Annotated in this window: 20 protein-coding genes; 12 read left to right on the top strand and 8 right to left on the bottom strand. The window is 62.5% G+C overall.

Annotated features, from left to right (window positions below):
• Positions 1-131 precede the first annotated feature (131 nt).
• Positions 132-845 (top strand): SDR family oxidoreductase, encoded by a 714-nt coding sequence (locus tag OIS53_RS06945; protein ID WP_264681673.1) that lies wholly within the window; start codon positions 132-134, stop codon positions 843-845.
• 230 nt (positions 846-1,075) lie between these two features.
• Here the strand turns inward: OIS53_RS06945 and OIS53_RS06940 are convergent, their stop codons facing one another.
• On the bottom strand, positions 1,076-1,852 hold the full coding sequence (locus OIS53_RS06940; RefSeq protein ID WP_264681672.1) for a DUF2807 domain-containing protein: 777 nt from the start codon (positions 1,850-1,852) through the stop codon (positions 1,076-1,078).
• Between the two features lie 26 nt (positions 1,853-1,878).
• On the opposite strand from OIS53_RS06940, the gene OIS53_RS06935 reads away from it, so the two are divergent.
• The 4 genes from OIS53_RS06935 to gldG all read left to right on the top strand — a co-directional run bounded on the left by OIS53_RS06935 (position 1,879) and on the right by gldG (position 6,260).
• Positions 1,879-2,574 carry an SDR family oxidoreductase gene (locus OIS53_RS06935; RefSeq protein ID WP_264681671.1) on the top strand — a complete coding sequence of 232 codons (696 nt, stop codon included), beginning with the start codon at positions 1,879-1,881 and terminating at the stop codon, positions 2,572-2,574.
• An 84-nt stretch (positions 2,575-2,658) separates the two neighbouring features.
• A complete protein-coding gene (gene gldA / locus OIS53_RS06930; protein ID WP_264681670.1) occupies positions 2,659-3,567 on the top strand; it encodes a gliding motility-associated ABC transporter ATP-binding subunit GldA in 909 nt (302 codons plus the stop codon).
• Positions 3,568-3,681: 114 nt separating this feature from the next.
• Entirely contained in the window at positions 3,682-4,407 is a 726-nt protein-coding gene (gldF, locus tag OIS53_RS06925) for a gliding motility-associated ABC transporter permease subunit GldF (RefSeq protein ID WP_264681669.1), read from the top strand.
• 140 nt (positions 4,408-4,547) lie between these two features.
• Positions 4,548-6,260, top strand: coding sequence for a gliding motility-associated ABC transporter substrate-binding protein GldG (gldG, locus tag OIS53_RS06920; protein WP_264681668.1), 1,713 nt, complete (start codon positions 4,548-4,550; stop codon positions 6,258-6,260).
• A 14-nt stretch (positions 6,261-6,274) separates the two neighbouring features.
• Here gldG and OIS53_RS06915 read toward each other — a convergent pair whose 3' ends face one another.
• A complete protein-coding gene (locus tag OIS53_RS06915) occupies positions 6,275-6,505 on the bottom strand; it encodes a type II toxin-antitoxin system RelE/ParE family toxin (RefSeq protein WP_264681667.1) in 231 nt (76 codons plus the stop codon).
• Positions 6,506-6,555: 50 nt separating this feature from the next.
• A complete protein-coding gene (locus OIS53_RS06910) occupies positions 6,556-6,735 on the bottom strand; it encodes a hypothetical protein (RefSeq protein WP_264681666.1) in 180 nt (59 codons plus the stop codon).
• Between the two features lie 356 nt (positions 6,736-7,091).
• Here OIS53_RS06910 and dnaN point away from each other — a divergent pair, with 356 nt between their 5' ends.
• Positions 7,092-8,216 (top strand): DNA polymerase III subunit beta, encoded by a 1,125-nt coding sequence (gene dnaN, locus OIS53_RS06905; RefSeq protein ID WP_264681665.1) that lies wholly within the window; start codon positions 7,092-7,094, stop codon positions 8,214-8,216.
• Between the two features lie 100 nt (positions 8,217-8,316).
• Entirely contained in the window at positions 8,317-8,655 is a 339-nt protein-coding gene (gene gldC / locus OIS53_RS06900) for a gliding motility protein GldC (protein ID WP_264681664.1), read from the top strand.
• Positions 8,656-8,732: 77 nt separating this feature from the next.
• On the opposite strand, the gene OIS53_RS06895 is transcribed toward gldC, so the two are convergent.
• From OIS53_RS06895 to OIS53_RS06875, 5 genes are all read right to left on the bottom strand, one after another.
• Positions 8,733-9,248, bottom strand: coding sequence for a hypothetical protein (locus tag OIS53_RS06895; protein ID WP_264681663.1), 516 nt, complete (start codon positions 9,246-9,248; stop codon positions 8,733-8,735).
• 256 nt (positions 9,249-9,504) lie between these two features.
• The gene (gene dcd / locus OIS53_RS06890) at positions 9,505-10,041 is read right to left on the bottom strand and encodes a dCTP deaminase (protein WP_264681662.1); all 537 of its coding nucleotides are present in this window, start codon (positions 10,039-10,041) and stop codon (positions 9,505-9,507) included.
• Positions 10,042-10,162: 121 nt separating this feature from the next.
• A complete protein-coding gene (locus OIS53_RS06885; RefSeq protein WP_264681661.1) occupies positions 10,163-11,014 on the bottom strand; it encodes a hypothetical protein in 852 nt (283 codons plus the stop codon).
• A 163-nt stretch (positions 11,015-11,177) separates the two neighbouring features.
• Positions 11,178-12,506, bottom strand: a complete 1,329-nt coding sequence (gene hemL, locus OIS53_RS06880; protein WP_264681660.1) for a glutamate-1-semialdehyde 2,1-aminomutase — start codon at positions 12,504-12,506, stop codon at positions 11,178-11,180.
• A 157-nt stretch (positions 12,507-12,663) separates the two neighbouring features.
• On the bottom strand, positions 12,664-14,655 hold the full coding sequence (locus OIS53_RS06875) for an ABC transporter substrate-binding protein (RefSeq protein WP_264681659.1): 1,992 nt from the start codon (positions 14,653-14,655) through the stop codon (positions 12,664-12,666).
• A 234-nt stretch (positions 14,656-14,889) separates the two neighbouring features.
• Between OIS53_RS06875 and OIS53_RS06870 the strand changes: the two genes are divergently transcribed.
• The 5 genes from OIS53_RS06870 (at position 14,890) to OIS53_RS06850 (ending at position 22,237) form a co-directional block, all read left to right on the top strand.
• Positions 14,890-16,368, top strand: a complete 1,479-nt coding sequence (locus OIS53_RS06870) for an NADP-dependent isocitrate dehydrogenase (protein WP_264681658.1) — start codon at positions 14,890-14,892, stop codon at positions 16,366-16,368.
• Positions 16,369-16,604: 236 nt separating this feature from the next.
• Positions 16,605-17,279 (top strand): TetR/AcrR family transcriptional regulator, encoded by a 675-nt coding sequence (locus OIS53_RS06865; RefSeq protein WP_264681657.1) that lies wholly within the window; start codon positions 16,605-16,607, stop codon positions 17,277-17,279.
• Between the two features lie 115 nt (positions 17,280-17,394).
• On the top strand, positions 17,395-19,125 hold the full coding sequence (locus OIS53_RS06860; protein WP_264681656.1) for a peptidase domain-containing ABC transporter: 1,731 nt from the start codon (positions 17,395-17,397) through the stop codon (positions 19,123-19,125).
• 134 nt (positions 19,126-19,259) lie between these two features.
• Positions 19,260-20,666, top strand: coding sequence for an HlyD family secretion protein (locus OIS53_RS06855; RefSeq protein WP_264681655.1), 1,407 nt, complete (start codon positions 19,260-19,262; stop codon positions 20,664-20,666).
• Positions 20,663-22,237, top strand: coding sequence for a TolC family protein (locus OIS53_RS06850; RefSeq protein ID WP_264681654.1), 1,575 nt, complete (start codon positions 20,663-20,665; stop codon positions 22,235-22,237). The genes OIS53_RS06855 and OIS53_RS06850 overlap by 4 nt, the downstream gene beginning before the upstream one ends.
• The last annotated feature ends 25 nt before the right edge of the window (positions 22,238-22,262 follow it).

The following is a 22,262-nucleotide window of genomic DNA, read 5'->3' as shown; positions in this document are numbered from 1 at the left end:
ACCGAAGGTTTTGACCATATGCGTGAAAGACAGAAAAGAAAAGCGGAAACTTGCGGTGAAGGCAGCGGCCGGAGCCGGCCGGCTCAACAACCCGCCTCGCATACGTAAAATCAGATTCAGCAATCAAAGGAATGCAAAAAAATATTGTCGTTGTCACGGGCGGAAGTAAAGGAATCGGGCGGGCACTGGTGGGGCGCTTTCTGCAGGCGGGCTACCCGGTCGTGACCTGTGCCCGCTCAGGAGCCGACCTGGAGGCTCTGCACCAAGCCATGCGCGCAGCACTACCGGATGCCGTGCTCCACACCCTGCCCGCCGACCTCAGCCAGCAAGCCGAGGCTCGGCGCTTCACCGATTTTGTGCAGAGCCTTGGCTCGGTGGATGTCCTCATCAATAATACCGGCTCCTTTCTGCCCGGCCGTCTGCAAGATGAGCCTCAGGATGGCTCCCAGCTGCGGCAGATGCTGGCTGTGAACCTGCTCAGCGCCTACGATGTAACCCTGGCCCTGCTGCCGGGCCTGCTGGCCCAGGGCGCGGGCCACATTTTTACCATCTGCTCCACGGCCAGCATCACGCCCTATCCCAATGGCGGCTCCTACGGCATTGCCAAGCACGCCCTGCTAGGCTTCACCAAGAACCTGCGCGAGGAGCTGAAAGACCAGGGCATCCGCGTCACGGCTGTGCTGCCCGGCGCCACGCTCACCGCCAGCTGGGAAGGCGTGGACCTGCCCGCCGAGCGATTCATCCGCGCCGAGGACGTAGCCGAAGCCGTTTTCGCCACCTATTCCCTCTCGCCCCAAGCCGTAGTCGAGGAGCTACTGATTCGTCCGCAGCTGGGGGACTTGTAAACCTCACCCCCTAGCCCCCTCTCCACAAGAGAGGGGGAACTAGCTCTAGTTGCCTCACCCCCACCCCTCTCCGAAAAGGAGAGGGGCTCTAGCGCTAGTTTTTAGCTGATGTTCTATTAGCCTACTGCTCAACTACCATCAACCAGCCCTAGCCTCTCCAATTAAGGGACTCTAGCTCTAACAAACTAGAACTAGAGCCCCTCCCTTTTGGGGAGGGGGTGAGGTCCTGGTCACTCCGCCTGCATCTTGCCCTTGCCGGTTACCTGCACCTCGGTGCGCAGGGTGGGGGCCGGGCGGTAGAAGATGGTGCCCAGGCTGGCGTGGATGCCGCTGAGCAGCTCGGTGACGGTAAGGTGGGCGTTGCCGGTGCTGAACTGGTTGGTGCGGAAGTCAGCGGTGCGGGCCGTGAGGCCCTGGGCGTAGGTGCTGCCCTTGCCGCCCACGGTCAGGTGCAGCTCGTCGGCGCGGCCCCGCACCCGGATGTCGCCCAGCTCGTATTGGTCGAGCCAGAGGTAGCGGCTGTCCACGGTGAGGTCGTAGTTGCCGGACCCGGTGAGGTGGTAGAAGATGGTATCGGCGCGGAAGGTGCCCTGGGTGCGGATGTCAGCCTGCCCCCACAGCCAAAGGCCGTGCAGGCGCGGCACGTGCAGCGTGACTTCGCGGGGCGTGTCGTAGCGGCGCACCCAGTTGCAGCGGCTGGTGTTGCGGACGGTCAGGTGGCCGTTCTCGACCGTCAGGCGAATGTCTTCTTGCAGGTTCTTGCCAGCCTTTACTTCGGCGTAGGTTGCCGTGTCCTGCACCAAGGTCACCTGCACGTTGTCGTAGGTGGTGAGCTGGTTGAATGGGGGCAGACTGCGGCGCTCCGTCACGATGCTGCCGGTGCTGGTGAAGCAGCCGGCTTCGTTTTCTTTGCTACAGGCGGCCAGCAGCAAGGCCAGCAGCGGGAGCAGCCCCGTGGTGCGTTTCGCACGTAAAAGCCGCCGGGGGGCGTTACCTTGCGTCCTCATTGCAAACCACGTCATCAACTAGAACCATGGACATACGCGGCAAGGTAGCCATTATCACGGGCGTCAGCAAAGGAATTGGGCGGGCCACGGCCGAGGCCTTGCTGGCCCAAGGCATGGTGGTGGCCGGCTGGGGCCGCACCGCTCCTGAGGGCCTCACGCACGAGCGGTTCCAGTTTTTCGGGTGCGACGTGCGCGACGAGGTGGCCGTGCAGGAGGCCCTGATGAACACGCAGCGGGAGCTGGGCCAGGAAATTCACGTGCTCGTGAACAACGTCGGCCTGGGCGTGGCCGGCGAGGTAGACGGCTTTTCGTCGGACGATTGGAAGCTGATGTTCGATACCAACGTGCACGGCTTGTTTTACTGCACCAAGGCCGTACTGCCGCAGATGAAGCGCCAGCAGCTGGGCCACATCATCAACATCTCATCCATTGCCGGCACCACGGGCATCGAGAAGATGGCCGGCTACTGCGCCACTAAGTTTGCGGTGCGAGGCTTTTCGCAGTCGGTGTTCAAGGAAGTGCGCAAGGATGGCATCAAAGTCACCTGCTTTTACCCTGGCTCCACCCAAACCAACTTCTTCGATGACATCCCCGGCACCGAGGCCAACGACGCCATGATGCAGCCCGAGGACATTGCCGCTACCATCGTCTACGCCCTGGAAACGCCCTTCAACTTCCACCTCGTGGATATTGAAATGCGCCCCTTACAGCCGAAGAAGTGAGTTTTTGGTTTTTAGTGAGTGATTTTTGGTTGTTCGTATGAACCCGAAAACCACCCGCCAAAAACCATCCACCAAAACCAATTCATGGTAGAAGTTCAGCAACTCACCAAAATCTTCGGCCCGCAAACGGCTGTGGACAGCATCAGCTTCTCGGTTGGGAAGGGAGAAATCCTGGGTTTCCTGGGGCCGAACGGGGCGGGCAAGTCCACCACCATGAAGATGGCCACGGGCTACCTGCCGCCCACGGCCGGCACCATCGTGGTGGAGGGCTACGACGTGCAGGCGGCCCCGCTGGAAGTGCGCCGCCGCGTGGGCTATTTGCCCGAGCACAACCCCTTGTACCTGGACATGTACGTGCACGAGTACCTGGAATTCATCGGGTCGGTGCACGGGCTGCGGGGCAGCGGCTTGCGCCAGCGGGTGCAGCAGCTGGTGGATAGGGTAGGGCTGGGCCGGGAGCAGAACAAGCAGATCGGGGCCCTGTCGAAGGGGTACCGCCAGCGCGTGGGCTTGGCGCAGGCGCTGCTGCACGACCCCGGCGTGCTCATCCTCGACGAGCCCACCACCGGCCTCGACCCGAATCAAATCGGCGAAATCCGCAGCCTCATCCGGGAGCTGGGCCAAGATAAAACCGTCATCTTCAGCACCCACATCCTGCCCGAAGTAGCCGCCCTGTGCAGCCGAGCCGTCATCATCAACCGGGGCCGCCTCGTCGCCGACTCACCCGTGGCGGAGCTGGGCGCCCGCGCTGCCGGCGAAATCATCATTCGGGCCGAGTTTGAGCAGCCCATCGACCCGGCGCCGCTGCTGGCCCTGCCCGGCATCCTGAGTGCCGAGCGCGAAACCGGTGCCACCTACCGCATCCGCACCCGCGCCGGCGCCGACCAGCGCGGGGCCATTTCGCGCTTGGCCGCCGCCCAGGGCTGGGTGCTGCTGGGCCTGCGGCAGGAAGAACAAAGCCTGGAGCAAGTGTTTCAGCAGCTGACCATGTAGCGTAAGCTTTAGCTTGCGCCCGTCCGCGCCGGCCGCATCACCTTCTTACCCACCCAATACCGTCAGCCGAACTCAGGCGGCCGACGGCGCAAGCTGAAGCTTACGCCACATTCTATGCTCGCCATTCTTCGCAAAGAATTCAATTCCTTTCTCAACTCCCCGGTGGCCTACGTGGTGCTGGGGGTGTTTTTGGTGGCCACGGGGCTGTTTGTGTGGGTGTTCCCCGACAGCTCGGTGCTGGACTACGGGTTTGCCGACCTGCAGACCTTGTTCAACATGGCGCCCTGGATTTTCCTGTTTCTGATTCCGGCCCTGACCATGCGCACCTTTGCCGAGGAGAAGAAAGCCGGTACTATTGAGCTGCTGCTCACCCGCCCGCTTACCGATGGGCAAATAATCGGAGGCAAGTACCTGGCCTGCTTGCTGCTGGCCTTGCTGGCCCTGGTGCCCACGCTGCTCTACTACTACTCGGTGTACCAGCTCGGCAACCCCCGCGGCAACATCGACTCGGCCGCCACGGTGGGTTCCTACCTGGGTCTGGCTCTGCTGGCGGCCGTGTTTGCCGCCATCGGCGTGTTTGCCTCGGCCATCACCCGCGACCAAATCATTGCCTTTCTGGTGGCCGTGGTAGGCTGCTTCCTGGTGTACTCCGGCTTCGATTCGCTGGCTTCGGTATTCGACGGGGCCCCGGCCTACTACATCAGCCAGCTCGGCATTGCCGCCCACTACCGCGACCTAAGCAAAGGCCTCATCGACTCCCGCGACCTGCTCTACTTCTTCAGCCTGATTGCCGGCCTGCTCCTGGCTACCCGCCTGGTGCTGCAAAGCCGGAACTGGTGACCCCTCCCCAAAAGGGATGGACTTCTAGTTATAGCCATAGCACATACGATTGCCTGCCCGGTTAGATGCTCTGCTACCAACAGCAGAACGAAAAGCCCCTCCCTTTTGGGGAGGGGTTGGGGAGGGGTCTACGGAACCACATGTCTGAACAACTAAATATATCCACTGCTTCTACCCGCAAACGCCGCGACCTGACCCGCTTTGGGCTGGTTGTGGGCTTGCTGTTGCTGCTCAACTTCCTGGGCGGCCTCTATTTCTTCCGCCTTGATTTGACGGAGGAGAAGCGCTACACCATGTCGGGGGCCACGAAGGCGCTGCTGCAGAACCTGCGGCAGCCCGTGACAGTGACGGTGTACCTGGAGGGCGACTTCCCGCCGGGCTTTCGGCGCTTGCAGCAGTCGGTGCGCGAGACGCTGAACGAAATGCAGGTGTATGGTGGCGCCAACCTGCACTACGTGTTCGTGGACCCCTCGGCGGCTGGCACTGAGCAGGCCCGCAACGAGTATTACGCCTCGCTGCTTAAGAAGGGGCTGCGGCCGACCAACCTGGGCGCCAACGAGAACGGCAAGCGGGTCGAAAAAATCATCTTCCCCTGGGCCACCGTGGCCGCGGGCGGCAAGGAAGAAAACGTGCTCCTGCTGCGCGGCAACCAGGCCGCCCCCGCCGACGTGCGCCTCAACCAAAGCATCGAAGGCCTTGAATACGAGCTGGCTAGCGCTATCCGCAAGCTCAGTCCCGGCCAGCGCAAGCGCATTGGGGTGGTAGAAGGCCACGGCGAGCTAACCAACCAGGAAGCCGGCGACTTGATCGGCTCGTTGGGCCAGTTCTACGACGTATTTCGGGTGAACCTGGCCCAGTCTAGGCCCCAGGATTTGAAAACACTCAGCGCCCTCATCGTGGCCAAGCCGGCCACGGCGTATTCAGAGCCGGAGAAGTTTAAGCTCGACCAGTTTATCACCCAGGGCGGCAACGCGCTGTTCTTTGTGGATGCCATGCGCGTCAACCTCGACAGCGCTAACCGCGGCGGCATGTTGTCGTTTCCGCTTCAGCTCAATCTGGAGGACCAGCTCTTCCGCTACGGCGTGCGCGTCAACCCCGACCTACTGCTGGACCTCAACTCCGGCGTCATTCCGCTGGTCACGGGTGCCCTCGGCGACAAGCCCAAGGTGGAGCCCATGCCCTGGCAGTTTTATCCGCTGATCAACAACTTCAGCCCGCACCCCATCACCCGCAACCTTGACGCGGTGTACACCAAGTTTGTGAGCAGCCTTGACACGGTGAAGGCCGTGGGTATCCGCAAAACGCCCTTGCTGTTTACTTCGCGCTACACCCGCGTGCTGCCCGCGCCGGTGCCCATCAACCTCAACGACGCCCGCCTGCCCCCCGACCCTAAGCTGTACAAGGCCCAATTCGAGCCCGTGGGCTACCTGCTCGAAGGCCAGTTCCGCTCCCTTTACGCCAACCGCGCCGAGCCCGGCACCACCCGCTTCCTCCCCGAAACCAGCCCCAACGCCAAGCCGGCCAAAATCCTCGTCGTCTCCGATGGCGACTTCGTGCGTAACGAGGTGGACCCCAAAACCGGCCGCCCTTTCCGCCTGGGCTTCGACCGCCTCGCCAACACCGAATTCGCCAACCGCGAGCTGGTTCTCAACGCCGTGGACTACCTGCTCGACGAGTCGGGCCTGATTGCCGTGCGCGGCAAGCAAATCACCCTGCGCCCCTTGGATAAGCCCCGCGTAGCCGAGGAGCGCCGCCGCTGGCAACTGCTGAACCTGGCCGCTCCGCTGGCGCTGCTGGGCCTGTTCGGGGCTGTGCGCGCGTGGCGGCGGAAGCGGAAGTACGCGCGGTTTTAGAATAAAACTAGAGGCTAGGAAACAGGTGGTAGTGGGCGAGCCGAATGATGCACATGCGTGATGTCTAAGCGAGTCGCGCTGAGCACTTCGTACATGATGCGGTAGTTTCCCTCCACTACCTCTCTAATGGTTTCATCCTGATATTCAGGTACCATGCGTCCCGCCATCGGGAACTGCGCCAGCATATCTGTTTTCGCAATTATCCGAGTAATGAGCTGTTCGGCGTAGCTCAGAGAAATCTGCATAGCAAAATCGCGGACGGCGCTCAACTCCTCCAGCGCTGCATTGGTCCACCTTATTTGAACCACGTCTGCACCAAGCTTTTTACTTCTTCGTGCGATACGGTTTCGCCTTTTCGGCTCTGCTCGCGGCCCTTTTCAATTTTTTCTATTAGCAATAAGCGCTCAACTAAGTCATCCAATTCAATTTCCTCTGGCAAGGCGTTGACCGCAGCCAATACAGTTTGCTTATTCATGTTTTATACAAGGCTAGGTTGTTGACAAAGTAAGAATTTTGCCAGCTAAATGGTTCTTGTGAAAAACGGATGCTGCCGTCAAAGGCGTGCATGTGACTTCTTGTTGTCGCCCCGAGAAAGTGTGCTACTTCACTCTGCTGAGTTCTGAACTCTGTGTCCAAGTTAGTTTTCTGATTGCAGAAAACAGCAGAGAGTGTTGTTTGAGCTGCCACGTGCCGAATCAGGCAGAGCGACCTGCCACCGTGGTGATTTAGCTGCACAGATGACTTCTGGACACCACTTGAGCCGCTAGAAAACCCCGTCTTCGTTCCCTATCTTTGCCTTCTACCCAACCAAGCGCGAAACACCCCCTCCGTATGAAGTTCATCGTCTCGTCTTCCGCCCTGCTCAAGCAGCTCCAGAGCATCAACGGCGTGGTTACGAATAACCCCGTGGTGCCGATTCTGGAGAACTTCCTCTTTGAAATCGAGGACGGCAAGCTGACGATTACGGCCTCCGACCTGGAGACCAGCATGATAACCGAGCTGCCCGTGGAAGCCCGCGACAGTGGCCGCATTGCCGCGCCGGCCCGCATCCTGCTCGATACCCTGAAAAACCTGCCCGACCAGCCCGTCACCTTCACCCTGGACGAGGAAACCTACACCATCGAAATTGCCAGCTCCAACGGGCGCTACAAGCTGGCCGGCGAAAACGCCACCGATTTCCCCCGCGTGCCGGTAGTGAAAGGCTCGGCTCCGGTGGAAATTCCGTCCTCGTCTTTGTCGCGGGCCATTAATAAAACCATCTTCGCCGTCAGCACCGACGAGCTGCGCCCGGCCATGACCGGCATCCTGGTGCAGCTGGCCGACGCGCAGGTAACCTTCGTGGCTACCGACGGGCACCGCCTGCTGCGTTACCGCCGCTCCGACGTGGGCGCCGGCCAAACGGCCAACATTATTATTCCGCGCAAGGCTTTTAATCTGCTCAAAGGCGCCCTGCCCTCCGAGGCTACGCCCGTGCGCATGGAGTTCAACAACTCCAACGCCTTCTTTGCCTTCAACCAGATGCGCCTCGTGTGCCGCCTCATCGACGAGCGGTACCCCGACTACGAGAACGTTATTCCGGTATCGAATCCTAACAAGCTCATCATCAGCCGCCAGGAGCTGCTGAACTCGGTGCGCCGTATCAGCATCTACTCCAACAAAACCACCCACCAGGTGCGCCTGCGCCTGGCGGGTTCCGAGCTGACGGTATCGGCTGAAGACCTCGACTTCTCGAACGAAGCCAACGAAAAGCTGGCCTGCCAGTACGACGGGGAGGACATGGAAATCGGCTTCAACGCCAAGTTCCTCACCGAAATGCTCTCGAACATCGACTCCGAGGAAATTACCCTGGAGCTGAGCACCCCCAACCGCGCCGGCCTGCTCATGCCCACCACCCCCGACGACAATGAAAGCATCCTCATGCTGGTCATGCCGGTGATGCTGAACAACTACGTGTAATTTTTCAAATGAGTGAATGAGCGAATGAGTGGATGAGTGAATGAAAAAGGTTCATCTGCTCCATTCACTCACCCACTCATTCGCTCATTCACTCATTTCCATGAAGAAGTCCGAAATCCGCTTCAGCATTGCCCTCGATGACCAGAAAGTACCCGAGGCCATCAGCTGGTCGGCTACCGATGCGGGTCCTGATATCCATTTTGCCAAGGCCATCAACGTGGCCATCTGGGACCGGGCGCAGAATGGCACCATGAAGATTGACCTCTGGACCAAGGATATGCCCGTGGATGCCATGAAGTATTTTGTGGTGGACACCATCGGCTCCATGGCCGAAACCATTCTGACGGCCACCAACGACCAGGTAATGGCCACCAAGATGCGCGACCTGTGCCGGGCCCTCTCCGAGCATATCGAGGAGGAAGAGCGGAAGCAACGTTAAGCCTGTAGTAACCCAGCAAAAAGCCCCGCCGGATGCATCCGGCGGGGCTTTTTGCTGGGTTACTAATTGAGTTGCCGCTAACGCGTGCGGGGCGTAGGCTCCGTTGTGCGGCCCGGCGTAAGCACTGCGCCGTTGCTGCTGGCGGGCAGCGGGTTCTGCACCGACTTGACGAAGATGGCGTTGGCTGGCTGGGTCAGGAAGTCCATGCTGAATGTGTTGTACTGCTTGCGCGAATCGTAATACGCGCTGTACTGGTTGGTACTCAGCACCGATTGCAACTCCTGGTCGCGCTCCTTGCACACCGCGTTACACTGCTCCGCAATGAGCTTGGTGTTGCCGGCGTTGCGCTGGTTGATAGCCACGATTTTAGCCTGCTTATCCTCGTTGATGGCTTGCAGACGGGTTTTCTGATAGCCATTCAGGCGCAGGTCGCGGGCCATTTGGTCGGAGAGGCGGCGGGCATGGGCCTGTACCGGGTTCAGCCGCGGCGACGGTTTGGTGTTATCCTGCGGCTCAGGGGAAGGCTTTTGCTGGGCCTGCGCGCTGCACGTGGCAGCCAGGAGCAGAGCGGCGGTGGCAAGTTGCTTTCTCATTATCGTTATCAGGTCAAAGTCAGACAAAACCAGTGGGCCAACAAGCCAGCCAGCCGCACCAGTGCTGCCCAGATAACGAAAAACAGTGCCAGGGAGTTTACGGAGAGGATTAAAAGTAGCTTCCTGCAAGCTCTGGCGTTAATGGCCTCATCCCTAATACCTTTCCGGGAAAGATGGAGGATAGCTTTTTATTTCCAGGAGCTAGAGCAAGTTCTCCTCTCCCCCGGAGAGGGGCTAGGGGTGAGGCCACCAGCGCTTAGAACTTGTTTTTCCACATCATCGACTCCACGGGCTTCACCGTGCGCTCATTGTACTTGGCGTTGGCTTTGCGGTTGTAGAAGGTTTCCACGTTGCCTTGCACGGCGAAGTAGATGAGTTGGCCCACCGGCATGAGGTGGTACACCCGCACCGGCATCGACACGCTGATTTCCAGGGTCCAGGTGTTGCAGAAGCCAATGTCGCCCTTGCCGGCGGTGGCGTGGATGTCGATACCCAGGCGGCCGACGCTGCTCTTGCCCTCCAGAAACGGTACGTGGGCGTGGCTTTCGGTATATTCTTCGGTGACGCCCAGGTAGAGCGTGCTCGGCTGGAGCACGAAACCCTCGGCGGGGATTTCAAACGTGTCGATTTGGTTGTGCCTGCGGGCGTCCAGCACCGTGTCGCGGTAGGTGGCCAGGTAGCGGCCCAGGTGCACATCGTAGGAGTTGGTGCCGAGGCAGCTTCGCTCAAACGGTTCAATGACAATGTTGCCCCGCTCTATTTCGGCGAGAATCTGCTGGTCGGTGAGAATCATATTCCTTTACTTAGTACTTAAGAATTAGTAATGAAGAATTAGTGCTAAAACGTCGCTGCCTACCAACAAGGCCCGCACAACGGATTATGAATTACTACTTCTTAGTTACTAATTATTCATCTTATTCATCGTCATACCGGTCTTCGGGCAGGCCGGTGGGGCGGCGCGGGCGGGTCGTCTGGCGTTGCTCCAGGTCCTCGGCCAGGGCGTCGAGGCGGGCGCGCAGGTCGGGCAGCACGCTGGTGAGCAGAAACAGGGTGAGCAGCAGGGAGCCGCCGGCGCACAGCAGCGTGAGGTAATCCAGCCAGTCGTGGCGGGGCGCGTTGTCGAGGGCGCGGGGCGGGGCGTAGGTGGGCGTAGAGGCCAGGTTGCCTTCGGGCTGGGGCTGTGCCTCTTCCTGAGCCGATGCGGCAGCGTCCGGGGTGCTCGTAGTAGCCTCTCCATCGGCGGGCGGCACGGCGGCGCCATCGGCGGCCAGGTCCTCGGGGGCAGGGTCTTCGGAAGCGTTAAACTGAGCCGCGCCCTGCTGAATCACCCGCTGCAAGCTGCGAATCAAGGCCACCCGCTCGTCGCGGGGCAGCACCCGGATAAAGAACTCGAAGTTGCGGTCCACCAAAATGGAGTTCAGCTGCTTCTCGAACTCCGCCAAGTCGGTGCGGCCCTGCCCGAAGCGGTTCTTGAACCGCTCCGACACGCCGTTATAGTTCTGAAATAGCTTCTGCAAGTCGGGCCGGCCGGGGAAGGCGTCGAAGTCCTTGCGGGCCTTAGCCGTGCGCAGCGAGGCCGGAAACTTGCCCCGCGCAAACGACTTGTCGTACACGGTTTCCATGGTCCGGAAGTTCAGCTCCTCCACGGTGCGGTCGAACAGGCGCTTGTTGGCGGCGGCGGGCGTTTCGGCCTGGGCTAGCCGGGTGGCCGGCACAATCAGCCATAGCAGAAGCCACAAGGAAAGCAGTGGGCGGGAAAGGGGCATAGCGGCAATCGGGTTTGCCGCAAAGGTCGCAGAATTTATAATGTGAAAAATAGGTGAAATGTGGTTGGAATGTGAGAAATGCGGGCGATGAGGTCGTGTCACTCTGAGCGTAGCGCAGGACCTCATTGCCCACATTTCGCACCTTCCAACTACATTCTGCACATTACAACCCGTGCGCCTCGCGCATGGACTCGCGGCAGGCCGTGAGGTAGAGGTCCACCAGGTCGTCGGTTATGGCGGTGCTGACGAACAGGGCCTCGTACTGAGCCGGGGCCAGGTAGATACCGCGGTGCAGCATGGCCCGGAAGTAGCGGCCGAAGGCTTCGGTGTCGGAGGTTTTGGCCGAGTCGAGGTCGGTGACGGGCTGGCTGGTGAAGAACACGCTGAACATGGAGCCCACCTGGTTGACGGTGTAGTGCAGGCCCAGGTCGGCGGCAATCTGGCGGGTGCCGTCGGCGAGGCGGGTGGTGATGCGGTTCAGCTCCGGGTACAGCTCGGGGTGCTCCTGGAGGTAGGTAAGCTGGGCCAGGCCGGCGGCCGTGGCAATGGGGTTGCCAGAAAGCGTGCCGGCCTGATATACCTTGCCAGCCGGGGCCACCTGGTTCATGATGTCCTGACGGCCTCCGTAGGCGCCCACCGGCATGCCGCCCCCAATGATTTTGCCCAAAGTGGTAAGGTCGGGGGTGATGCCGTACAGCTCCTGGGCCCCGCCGCGGGCCAGGCGGAAGCCGGTCATCACCTCATCAAAAATGAGCACAATGCCGTGGCGAGTGCACAGCTCGCGCAGGCCGGCCAAGTAGCCCGGCTGCGGCGCCACCAGCCCCATATTGCCCACCACCGGTTCCAGAATCAGAGCCGCTACCTGGCCAGGATTGGCGTCGATAATCTGCTCCACAGCGGCCAGATTGTTATAAGGCACCGTGAGCGTGTCCTGGGCTACGCCCTGGGTTACGCCCGGCGAGTCGGGGGCACCCAGGGTGAGGGCGCCGGAGCCGGCCGCAATCAGGAAGGAGTCGCCGTGCCCGTGGTAGCAGCCCTCAAACTTGATGATTTTGTCGCGCCCGGTGTAGCCCCGCGCCACCCGAATGGCCGACATGGTAGCCTCGGTGCCCGAGTTGACCAGGCGCACTTTTTCGATGCTGGGCACCATCTGCTTGATCAGCTCGGCCATTTCCACCTCGCGGCGCGTGGGGGCGCCAAACGACAACGAGCCCTGCACGGCCTGCTGCACGGCGTCCAGCACCACGTCGGGGGCGTGGCCCAGAATCATCGGGCCCCAGGAGTTGATGAAGTCCAGGTAACGGTTGCCGTCCACGTCGGTCAGCCAGGCGCCCTTGGCCGACTGCATAAACACCGGGTGGCCGCCCACGGCGCGGAAGGCCCGCACCGGCGAGTTGACGCCGCCCGGAATGTGCTGCTTGGCCCGCGTAAACAGGGCGTCGGAAGCGACGAGAGAGAGGTCGGTGGCAGGGGTGGAGGTGGTAGATTCCATAGAAAAGCGTGGGGCCCGAAGCCGTAGTTTCGGGCAGGAGTGAATAGTTGGAGTGAGGCGGACCAGAGCACCCAAGGCTGAAGCCCTGGGCTAGTCAGCGGAAATGAACGACCCGCTGCGTAGCCCAGGGCTTCAGCCCTGGGGGCGGAGGAATAACCTACCGGATGCCCACCGGGTTCAGCACTTCCACTTCTAGGCGCTCCAGCTTGGTGAGAGGCACGTACTGGTTGTCGTGGGCGCCGCCGGGGTAGCCGATGCCCTGAAACAAGGCCCCCGACACCGGGCCGCTGTTGGCCAGGGGCTGCTGAAACGCCGCTCCGTGCTGGTGCAGCACGTTGCCGAAGTAATACAGCAGCTCGAAGCCCGTGAAGGCAAACACCGAAGGCGGCAGGTTCTGGCGTTGGAGGTAGAGCTGGCGGAAGCGCTGCACGCCGGGGTTGGTCTTATCCAGGTACTTAGGGTGCACAAAGTACACCTCGCGGGCGTCGAGCTGGCCCAGGCTCACGCGCGGGTTGTCGAGCCAGGAGGCGTACGTGACGAGGGGCAGGCGGGCATCCTGGGCTTTGAGCACGCTCAGCGTGTAGGGCCCGGCCTTCTTGCCATCCGAAGCCACCACCAAGTGACCCACGGTCTTCAAATCGAGGCCCGCAAAGCCGGCAGCCAGGGACTCGTCCACGTCGGAGTTGAGGCGGCGCAGCTGAAGCACTTTGCCGCCTAGCGCCTCGTAAGCCTGCTTGTAGGCCTGGCCGAAAGCGGCTTCGTCCCTGGTGTCTTCGTAGAGCACCACGGCCGTGTGCGGACCACCCAGGCGCTGGAAGGCAAACTCGGCGGCTTGCCGGGCCTGGGTAGTGGTGCTGGGCTCGAACAGGTAGTGCCAGGCGTTATCGAGCACCAGAGTGCCGTCCTGCGACAGGGGATTGACGCAGGCAATCTGCCGCTGCTGGGCCCAGCGGGCCACCAGCTTGCTGCCCGACTTGTACACCGGCCCGATAATCAGGTCCATGCCGGCCAGCTCGGGCAGGGCCAGCAGCTGCTTGAGCTGGGTAGTGTCGGCGCCGGTGTCGTAGGCAAAAAGCTGCACCGGCCGGCCCTCGCGCTGCAAGGAGTCCTGGGCCAGGCGCAAGCCAGCGTACAGGTCGGTTACAAACTGGTTTTTGCGGCGGGTTTCCCAGCTCGGGTCGTCGAACTCGAACGGCAGCAGCACGCCAATGTTATAGGAAGCTTTACGCGCCGGGCGGGGCCGGGGCGTGTACCGGGCGCGGTCCAGCTGAAACTGCGCAATCAGCTGGTCGAGCTGAGCCCGGTCGGCGTCCTGGTACCAGCCGCCGTTGGCTAGCTTGTCGGCGTAGGCGCGGGCCAGCACCGCATCCTGCGGGTAGGTGCGCAGCAGGCTCTGGAAGGCAGTTTTGTCCTTGACGCGCGGCAGGTAGGCGGCCTTCATATTGTCGCGCTCGGCCACGAGCCGGTCGGGCGGCAGCTGGGCCAGCACCCGCAGGGCGTTGTCGAAGTCGCCCTGCTCAAACGACACCTGCCCCTGCAAAAACAGGGCATCGGGCAGGCCAGGCCACTGGGCGTACTCTGTGCGCAGCAGGTTGAGCATTTGCTCGGCCTCGGCCCAGCGCTGGGCCCGGCTGGCGGCCACGGCGTAGAGGTAGGCGGCTTCGGGAGCTTTGGCAAAGCGCCGGGCCGGGGCCGTCAGCGGCTCTAGCTCCGTCAGGGCCAGGTCGTAGCGGGCCTGGTCAAGCAGCGTTTTGCCGTTGCGGTAGCGCGTGTTCGGGTCCTGGGAGCCCAGGTTGGGCGGCAGGGGCGGCCCAGCCGGCCGGACGGGGGCAGGTTTGGGGCCCGGAGTAGCGCCGGGAGCAGCGGCCGGTTTGGCGGTGGTAGCTGGCGCGGTGGCACCGGGCTTGGTAGTAGTGGCCGGTTTGGAGCCGGTGGCCGGCACGGGTTTAGCCGCCGGGGTAGTCGGCGGCTTGGCGGAAGTGGCAGGGCGCACCACCGAGCCGGGAGCCGGGGCCGGCACGGCCGGCTTGCGCGTGGTAGTCGGCGGGGGCGTGGTGGAGCGGGGAGCTGGCTGCTGGGCCAGCGCCGCAAGGCCGCTGGCCAGGCCCACGCTTACCAGCCACAGCCGCAAATAGGAAAAGTGCCTCATAGGAGAGGAAGCCGGTCAGCAGGCCAGTGAGTTCAGGCAGCCGAAGGCCCGCTTAAAAAGCCAGCTGCCTGGCAAAGGTACGCAGATGGCACCGGGAAGATGTAGCGGTGTTTCAGAGCAAACTATTTTGTTTGATAGTATTGCTATTAAAATGAATAGTTTGCCTACATTTGCGCCGGATTCCGCATCCAGACAGCGTTTACTACCCTTCACTTTTACCACCCATTCCGCAGTATGCAACCCAAAGCGCGCATCACCGTGGCGGCCGGCGACGGCATCGGCCCCGAAATCATGACCCAGACCCTGCGTATTCTCGAAGCGGCGGGGGCAGCCCTCGAGCCCGAGTTTATTGAGGTAGGCGAGCAGGTATACCAGGCCGGCCACGCCTCGGGTATTGCGCCGGAAGCCTGGGAGTCGCTGCGGCAGACGCGGGTGTTGCTGAAGGCACCCATCACCACCCCGCTGGGAGGAGGCTACAAAAGCCTGAACGTGACCTTGCGCAAAACCCTGGGCTTGTACGCCAACGTGCGGCCCTGCCGCTCCCTGTTTCCGGCCGTGGCCACCCGCCACCCCAACCTGGACGTGGTAATCATCCGCGAAAATGAGGAGGACTTGTACGCCGGCATCGAGCACCAGCAGACCCCCGAAGTTATTCAGTGCCTGAAGCTGGTGAGCCGGCCGGGCTGCGAGAAAATCGTGCGCTACGCCTTCGAGTATGCCCGCCGCCACGGCCGCCGCCGCGTCACGTGCATGACCAAGGACAACATCATGAAGCTCACCGACGGGCTGTTTCACCGGGTGTTCATGGAAATAGGGCAGGAGTACCCCGACATCGTGCAGGACCACCAGATTATCGACATCGGCACGGCCCGCCTGGCCGACACGCCCGAGCGGTACGACGTGGTGGTGACCCTGAACCTGTACGGCGACATCCTCTCCGACGTGGTAGCCCAGCTGACCGGCTCGGTGGGCCTGGCCGGCTCCTCCAACATCGGCGACCAGGGGGCGTTGTTTGAAGCCATCCACGGCTCGGCCCCGGACATTGCGGGCCAGAACGTGGCCAACCCCTCGGGGCTGTTGCAGGCGGCTGTGCTCATGCTTATCCACCTGGGCCAGAACGAGGTAGCCGCCCGCGTGCACAACGCCTGGCTGTGCGCCCTGGAAGACGGCCTGCACACGGCCGACATCTACCGCCCCGAAACCAGCACGGCCAAAGTCACCACCGTCGGCTTTGCCGATGCTGTGATTGAACGCCTGGGCCGCCAGCCCCAGCGGCTCACGCCCATGCCGGCCGGCGCGGCGGCCCTGCCCCCGGCGGCCCCCGCGCCGCTCTACCAGCGGGCTTCCGCGGTGCAGCAGCTGGTGGGCACCGACATTTTCGTGCGTTGGGAAGGCAACGAGCCTGGGCAGCTGGGCCAGCAGCTGGAGGCCGTGGCCGGGCCGCTGCTGAAGCTCAAGCTCATCACCAACCGCGGCGTGAAGGTGTACCCCGACGGCCACCCCGAAACGTTCTGCACCGACCACTGGCGCTGCCGCTTCGTGGCGGCTGCGGCCTCGACCAGTGGCGAGAAGCCCGGCTACTCGCCCGTCCGGTTTGCCGACGTGCTGGCCCTGCAACAGCGCCTCGCCGCCGACAACGTGTTCATCATCAAAACCGAAAATCTGTACTTGCTGGACGGGGAGCGGGCTTTTTCCCTGGGCCAGGGCGAGTAGCAAGGCAAGCAGGATTTCACCGGGAGCCGGGAGCAATGGACGCTGGTTGGGTGTTGCTACCTCGGGCTGCTGTTCCAGTGGGGCGGGGCTGGTGGTTGTGCTGCTCTGAACGCGGGAGCTTTTTGCGGAGAAATAAACCTTTTGTTTGAAGTTAGTATTGTTGCTGTAGCCGGCGAAAGTAAACCTATCATAGCCGCGGCTTAGCCTCGTCTTCTATCGTACCTTCAGCCCATTCCATGAGCACCCTACTGCGCATCGACCTGAACGAAAAACTGTACCTGCGCGACCCGCAGGACACCGACCTGGGCCGCCGCCTGGTAGCCGAAAGCGTGAAGCTGATTGACGAAATCGGGTTCGAGCAATTTACTTTTAAGAAGCTGGCTCAGCGCATCGAATCCACGGAGGCGTCCTTGTACCGCTACTTTGAAAACAAGCACCGCCTGCTGGTGTACCTGGTGTCGTGGCACTGGGCCTGGCTGAACTTTCAGATTCGCTTCCACACTCACAACATACCCGACCCGCAGGAGCGCCTGCGCCTGATTCTGCGCATCATCACCCGCGCCCACCACGACGACCCCGCCACCATCGAGCTTGATGAGGCCGCCCTGTACCGCATCGTCATCAACGAGGCCTCGAAGTCGTATCTGACCCGCGAGGTAGACCAGGACAATCGGGCCGGTTTGTTTCGTGAGTACAAGCGCCTGGCCAACGACATTGTGTCAGTAGTAACCGAAATCAACCCCAATTATCCCTTTCCGCACGCTTTGGTCAGCACTTTGCTGGAGTCGGCGCGCAAGCAGCTGTTCTTTGCCCAGCACCTGCCGTCGCTGACCGACGCCCAGGCCGAGCCCGCCCTGGAGGCAAGCATCTACACCTTCCTGGAAAACCTGGCTTTCTCGGCCCTGTGCTAAGGACACGTGGTTTGTAGTTAGTGGCTGGTAGTTGATGGGGGCTGTGCTGCGCACGCCCAATTACCAGCCAAAAGCGAATAGCCACCAGCCAAAAGCCCTAAACCGAAAACCTTACATGGCCGACTTGCTTTCCTCGTCGCTTACACCGGGCCAGCGCCTGCTGCGGCTGCTGGCTTCGGAGCGACGCGACATTACTTACCTCTACGTGTACGCGGCCCTGGCCGGGCTCATCAACCTGTCGCTGCCCCTGGGCGTGCAGTCGGTGATTGGGTTTGTGAGCAGCGGCGACGTGAGTACGTCCCTGATTGTGCTCATTTCCTTTATTGTGCTGGGCACGCTGCTGGTGGGCGGCTTGCAAATCATGCAGGTGTACCTGGTGGAGTTTATTCAGCAGCGCCTGTTTGCGCGGGTAGCCCTGGACTTTGCCGTGCGCCTGCCGCGGGTGCGCACCGAAGCCCTCAATGGCCAGTACCTGCCGGAGCTAATGAACCGCCTCCTCGACGCGCCCACGTTGCAGAAGGGCCTGGCTACCATGCTGGTGGAGTTTTCGGCGGCGGCCCTGCAAATTCTGTTCGGGCTGATTCTGCTGTCCTTTTATCACCCCATCTTTATTGCGTTTGGGGTGCTGCTGGTGCTGCTGCTGGCCTTGCTGCTGCGCCTCACCGGCCCGCGGGGTCTGAGCACCAGCCTCACCGAGTCGAAGTACAAGTACCGGGTGGTGGCCTGGCTGGAAGATGTAGCCCGCACGGTGTACACCTTCCGCCACCCGCCCCGCCAGGAAATGGCCCTCGACCGCACCGACGGGCTGGTGGAAGGCTACCTCAAAGCCCGGCAAGGCCACTTCCAGGTGCTGCTCACGCAGTACTTCGGCTTCGTGATATTCAAGGTGCTCATCACGGCCGCCCTGCTTACCATTGGCTGCTGGCTGCTGATCAGCAAGCAGATCAACATCGGGCAGTTTGTAGCCGCCGAAATTGTTATCATCCTCACCATTTCGGCCGTGGAGAAGGTGCTGCTGAAGCTGGACGTGGTGTACGACGCCCTAACCTCGCTCGACAAGATTGGGCACGTGCTCGACGTGCCGGTAATAACCGACAAGGGCGGCGCCAAGCTGGCCCTGCCCGCCACCCGAACCGGTATGCGCGTGGAGCTGCACCACCTCAGCTACCAGTACCCCGGCGGCACCAAGCAGTCCATCCGCGACGTGTCGCTTAAGCTGGCGCCGGGCGAGCATCTGGCCCTGGCTGGCTTCGACGGCTCGGGCAAAACCACCCTGCTGCGCATTATGGCGGGTCAGTACGAGGGGTACACCGGCGTGGTGGCCTACGACAATCTGGCCCTGCAAGACATTGCTCCTGACTCCTTGGGCCAGCAGGTCGGCGACAATATCTCGCACCAGCAGATTTTCGACGGCACCTTGCTGGAGAACATTACGCTCAACCAGCCCAGCATTACGGCCGAGGACGTGAACTGGGCCCTGGAACTGGTGGACCTGCGCGAAGAGGTGTATGGCCGCCCCCAGGGGCTGGGTACGCCCCTGGGCATCGGCACGCCTCTGGCCGACAGCACCCGCCAGAAGCTGCTGCTGGCCCGCGCCCTGGTGCGCCGCCCCCGCCTGCTGCTGCTCGACTTATTTTTGCCCAACGTGGAGCCGGCCGAGCGGCTACGCATTTTGCAGCGCCTGCTGGCCCCCGAAAACCCCTGGACGGTCATTGTGGCCTCCAACGCCGTGCGGGTGTTGCAGATGTGCCCGCGCGTGGCCCTGCTCTCCGACGGCGCCCTGCTGGTCGACGGCCCCCGGGAGCAGGTGATGCAGCGCCCGGAGTTTAATGAGTTGTTAGTATGAATTTCAGGGGCTTAGAGTCTTGGGGACTTAGATGCTGTTTCGATACACAACGACTGCGTTGCGGAACATCAACCAAGGCCCCAGGAACTTAAGTCAAAAAAATTAAGCCCCCAAGACCCTAAGTCCCTACTCTCATGCCATTCGCTGAAAATCCGCTTGCGGAAACCAATCCGCTAACTGCGCGCTTCCGCTCGTTTCGGCATACGCAGACGCCGCGGGCGGGGCGCACCCTGGCCCGCTGGGCCGCCGGGCTGGGCCTGATTGTGCTGGCCGCCGGCTTCCTGCCCTGGACCCAGAACATCCGTTCCACGGGCGTGCTCACCACCCTGCGCCCCCAGGACCGCCCCCAGACCGTGCCCAGCGTAATTGCCGGCCGCATTGCCCGCTGGCGGGTGAGCGAGGGCCAGCTGGTGAAAAAAGGCGACACCCTGGTTGACATTGCCGAAATCAAGGAAAAGTACTTCGACCCCCAGCTGGTAGAGCGTACCCGCGAGCAGCTGGACGCCAAAGTTGGCTCCCTACAGGAAAACCGCGCCAAAGACAAAGCCCTGCAATTGCAGCAGGAAGCTCTGCGCAACGCCCTGCGCGTGAGCCTCGACAAGGCCCGTAACTACGTGGAGCAGAGCCGCCTGAAGGTGAACTCCGACGAGGCTGACCTGCGCGCGGTGCGCAACGACTTCATCATTGCTCAGCGCCAGCAGGAGCGCCAGGAAGAGCTGTACCGCCAGGGCCTGAAGTCCTTGACCGAGCTGGAACAGCGCCGCCTAAAATTCCAGGAGGCCACGGCCAAGCTGCAATCGGCCGAAAACAAGCTGGCCTCCAGCCGCCAGCAGCTCACCAACGCCCAATTGGAGCTGACCTCCCTGGCTGCCGAGTACCAGGACAAGCTGGCCAAGTCGGAGTCGGACCGCCGCTCCGTGACCGGCTACCAGTTCGACACCGAAGGGCAGATTGCCAAGATGCGCAACGAGCTGGCTAACCTGAGCATCCGCTCGGCCTTCTACCAGATTACGGCCCCGCAGGACGGCTACGTGGTGCGGGCGCTGAAGGAAGGCTTGGGTGAGATTGTGAAGGAAGGGGAGCCCATTGTGACGGTTATGCCCAATGCCCCGCAGCTGGCCGCCGAGCTGTACGTGAAGCCCATGGACATTCCGCTGCTGAGCGTGGGCCGCAAGGTGCGGCTGCAGTTTGATGGCTGGCCGGCCCTGGTGTTCAGCGGCTGGCCCGGCACCAGCTTCGGCACGTTCGGGGGCGTAGTGGCCGTTATCGACAACATCGACTCTCAGGGCCAGTACCGCGTGCTCGTCACGCCCGACCCGGAGCAGGAGCCCTGGCCCAAGCCCCTGCGCGTGGGTTCCGGCGTGTACGGCTGGGCCTTGCTTGATGACGTACCCATCTGGTACGAGCTGTGGCGCCAGCTCAACGGCTTCCCGCCCAATTTCGTGGCCAACCCCAATGCGGCGCTGGCCAAGTCCGGCAAAGGTGCCGGCAAGGCAGACAAGTCGGCCAGTGCCGACGCTGACGAGGACGACGCTAAATGACCGGAATACGCTCAATAGTACTACGTGCCTGGCTGCTGCTGGCCGGCGGCGTGATGGAGGCGGTGGCCCAGGCTACCACCCCGGCCCAGCCGCCGCTCACGCGGGAGCAGGCCCAGCGCCAGGTGCTGCAACGGGCCCGCCAGCTCACCACCGACGGCGCCCAGCCCCTGGTGGCGCGGCCCCTGGTGTTGCCCGACACGGCCCGCACGTTCAGCCTGGCCGACCTGCTCACCTACGTAACCCTGCGCCACCCCATAGCCCGGCAGGCTGGCTTGCAGCCGGAGCGGGCCCGCCAGGAAATCCGCTTTGCCCGCGGCGTGCTCGACCCCACCGTGGCCAGCAAGTACTACGGCAAAACCTTCGGGGGCAAGGAGTACTTCCACGACTGGGACACCCAGTTGCGCGTGCCGGTGTGGTACGGGCTGGATGTAAAAGCCGGCTTTGAGCGGGGCGTGGGCCCGTATGTCAACCCCGAGAACTACACTGCCCCCACCGGCCTGAGCTACCTGGGGCTGTCGGTGCCGCTGGCCCAGGGGCTGCTGATTGATGAGCGCCGGGCGGCCGTGCGCCAGGCTCAGGCCCTGCAAGGGCTGGCCGAAGCCGAGCGGCGTAGCGCCCTCAACAAGCTGGTGCTGCAAGCCGCCAAAGACTACTGGGACTGGAGCCTGAGCTACCAGCGCCAGGAGCTGCTGCGCCAAAACGTGGAGCTGGCCGACATCCGGTTCCGGGCCATTCGGGAGCGGGTGCGCCTCGGCGACCTGGCCGCCATCGACTCGGTGGAGGCCCTGACCGAGCTGCAAAACCGCTTGGCTACGCTGAGCCAGGCGCGGGTGCAGTGGCGCAACGCCACCCTGCTGCTGAGCAACTACCTCTGGGACGAGCAGCAGCAGCCGCGGGAGCTGCCCGCCGCCGTGCGACCCCAGCGCCTGCCCGGCCCCGCCGACTGGCGCGCCCTGCCCCCCGACACGGTGGCCGCCCTGGCCCGGCTGGCCCAGCAGATTCATCCGGACCTGCAAAAAAGCCGCGCCAAGCTTAACCAGCTGGGCATCGAGCGGCGCCTGCTCAGCAACAAGCTCCTGCCCAAGCTTTCCATCGACTACAACCTGCTGCAAGCCGGCCAGCCCTTCAGCCCCGAGAAAAATGCCAGCCTGCGCGGCACCTACCTCCAAAACAACTACAAGCTGGGCGTGAGCTTTGCCTACCCGCTGCTGCTGCGCCAGGAGCGGGCCAAGCTCCAGCTCAACCGCATCAAGCTTGTCGAAACCGAGCTGGACATTCAGCAGGACACCCGTGAAATCCAGACCAACGTGCGGGCCGTGGCCAACGACTGGGAAGCCTTGCGGGAGCAGCTCCGCTTGCAGGAGCAGGTGGTGCAAAACGCCGAGCGTCTGCGCCAGGGCGAGCAAATCCGCTTCGAGAATGGGGAAAGCTCGGTGTTTCTTATCAACTCCCGCGAGGCCAGCCTTATTTCGGCCCGCGTGAAGCTGGTTGAGCTGCAAGCCAAGTACGCCCAAACCCAAGCCACCCTGGGCTGGGCTGCCGGCGGCCCCGAGCCGGAGCAGGAGCCGTAACCCGTTATTCCTCGCCCCGTCCGGA

Source organism: Hymenobacter sp. YIM 151500-1, assembly GCF_025979885.1.
Classification (GTDB): Bacteria; Bacteroidota; Bacteroidia; order Cytophagales; family Hymenobacteraceae; genus Hymenobacter.
This window is presented reverse-complemented; position numbering and strand designations above follow the sequence as displayed.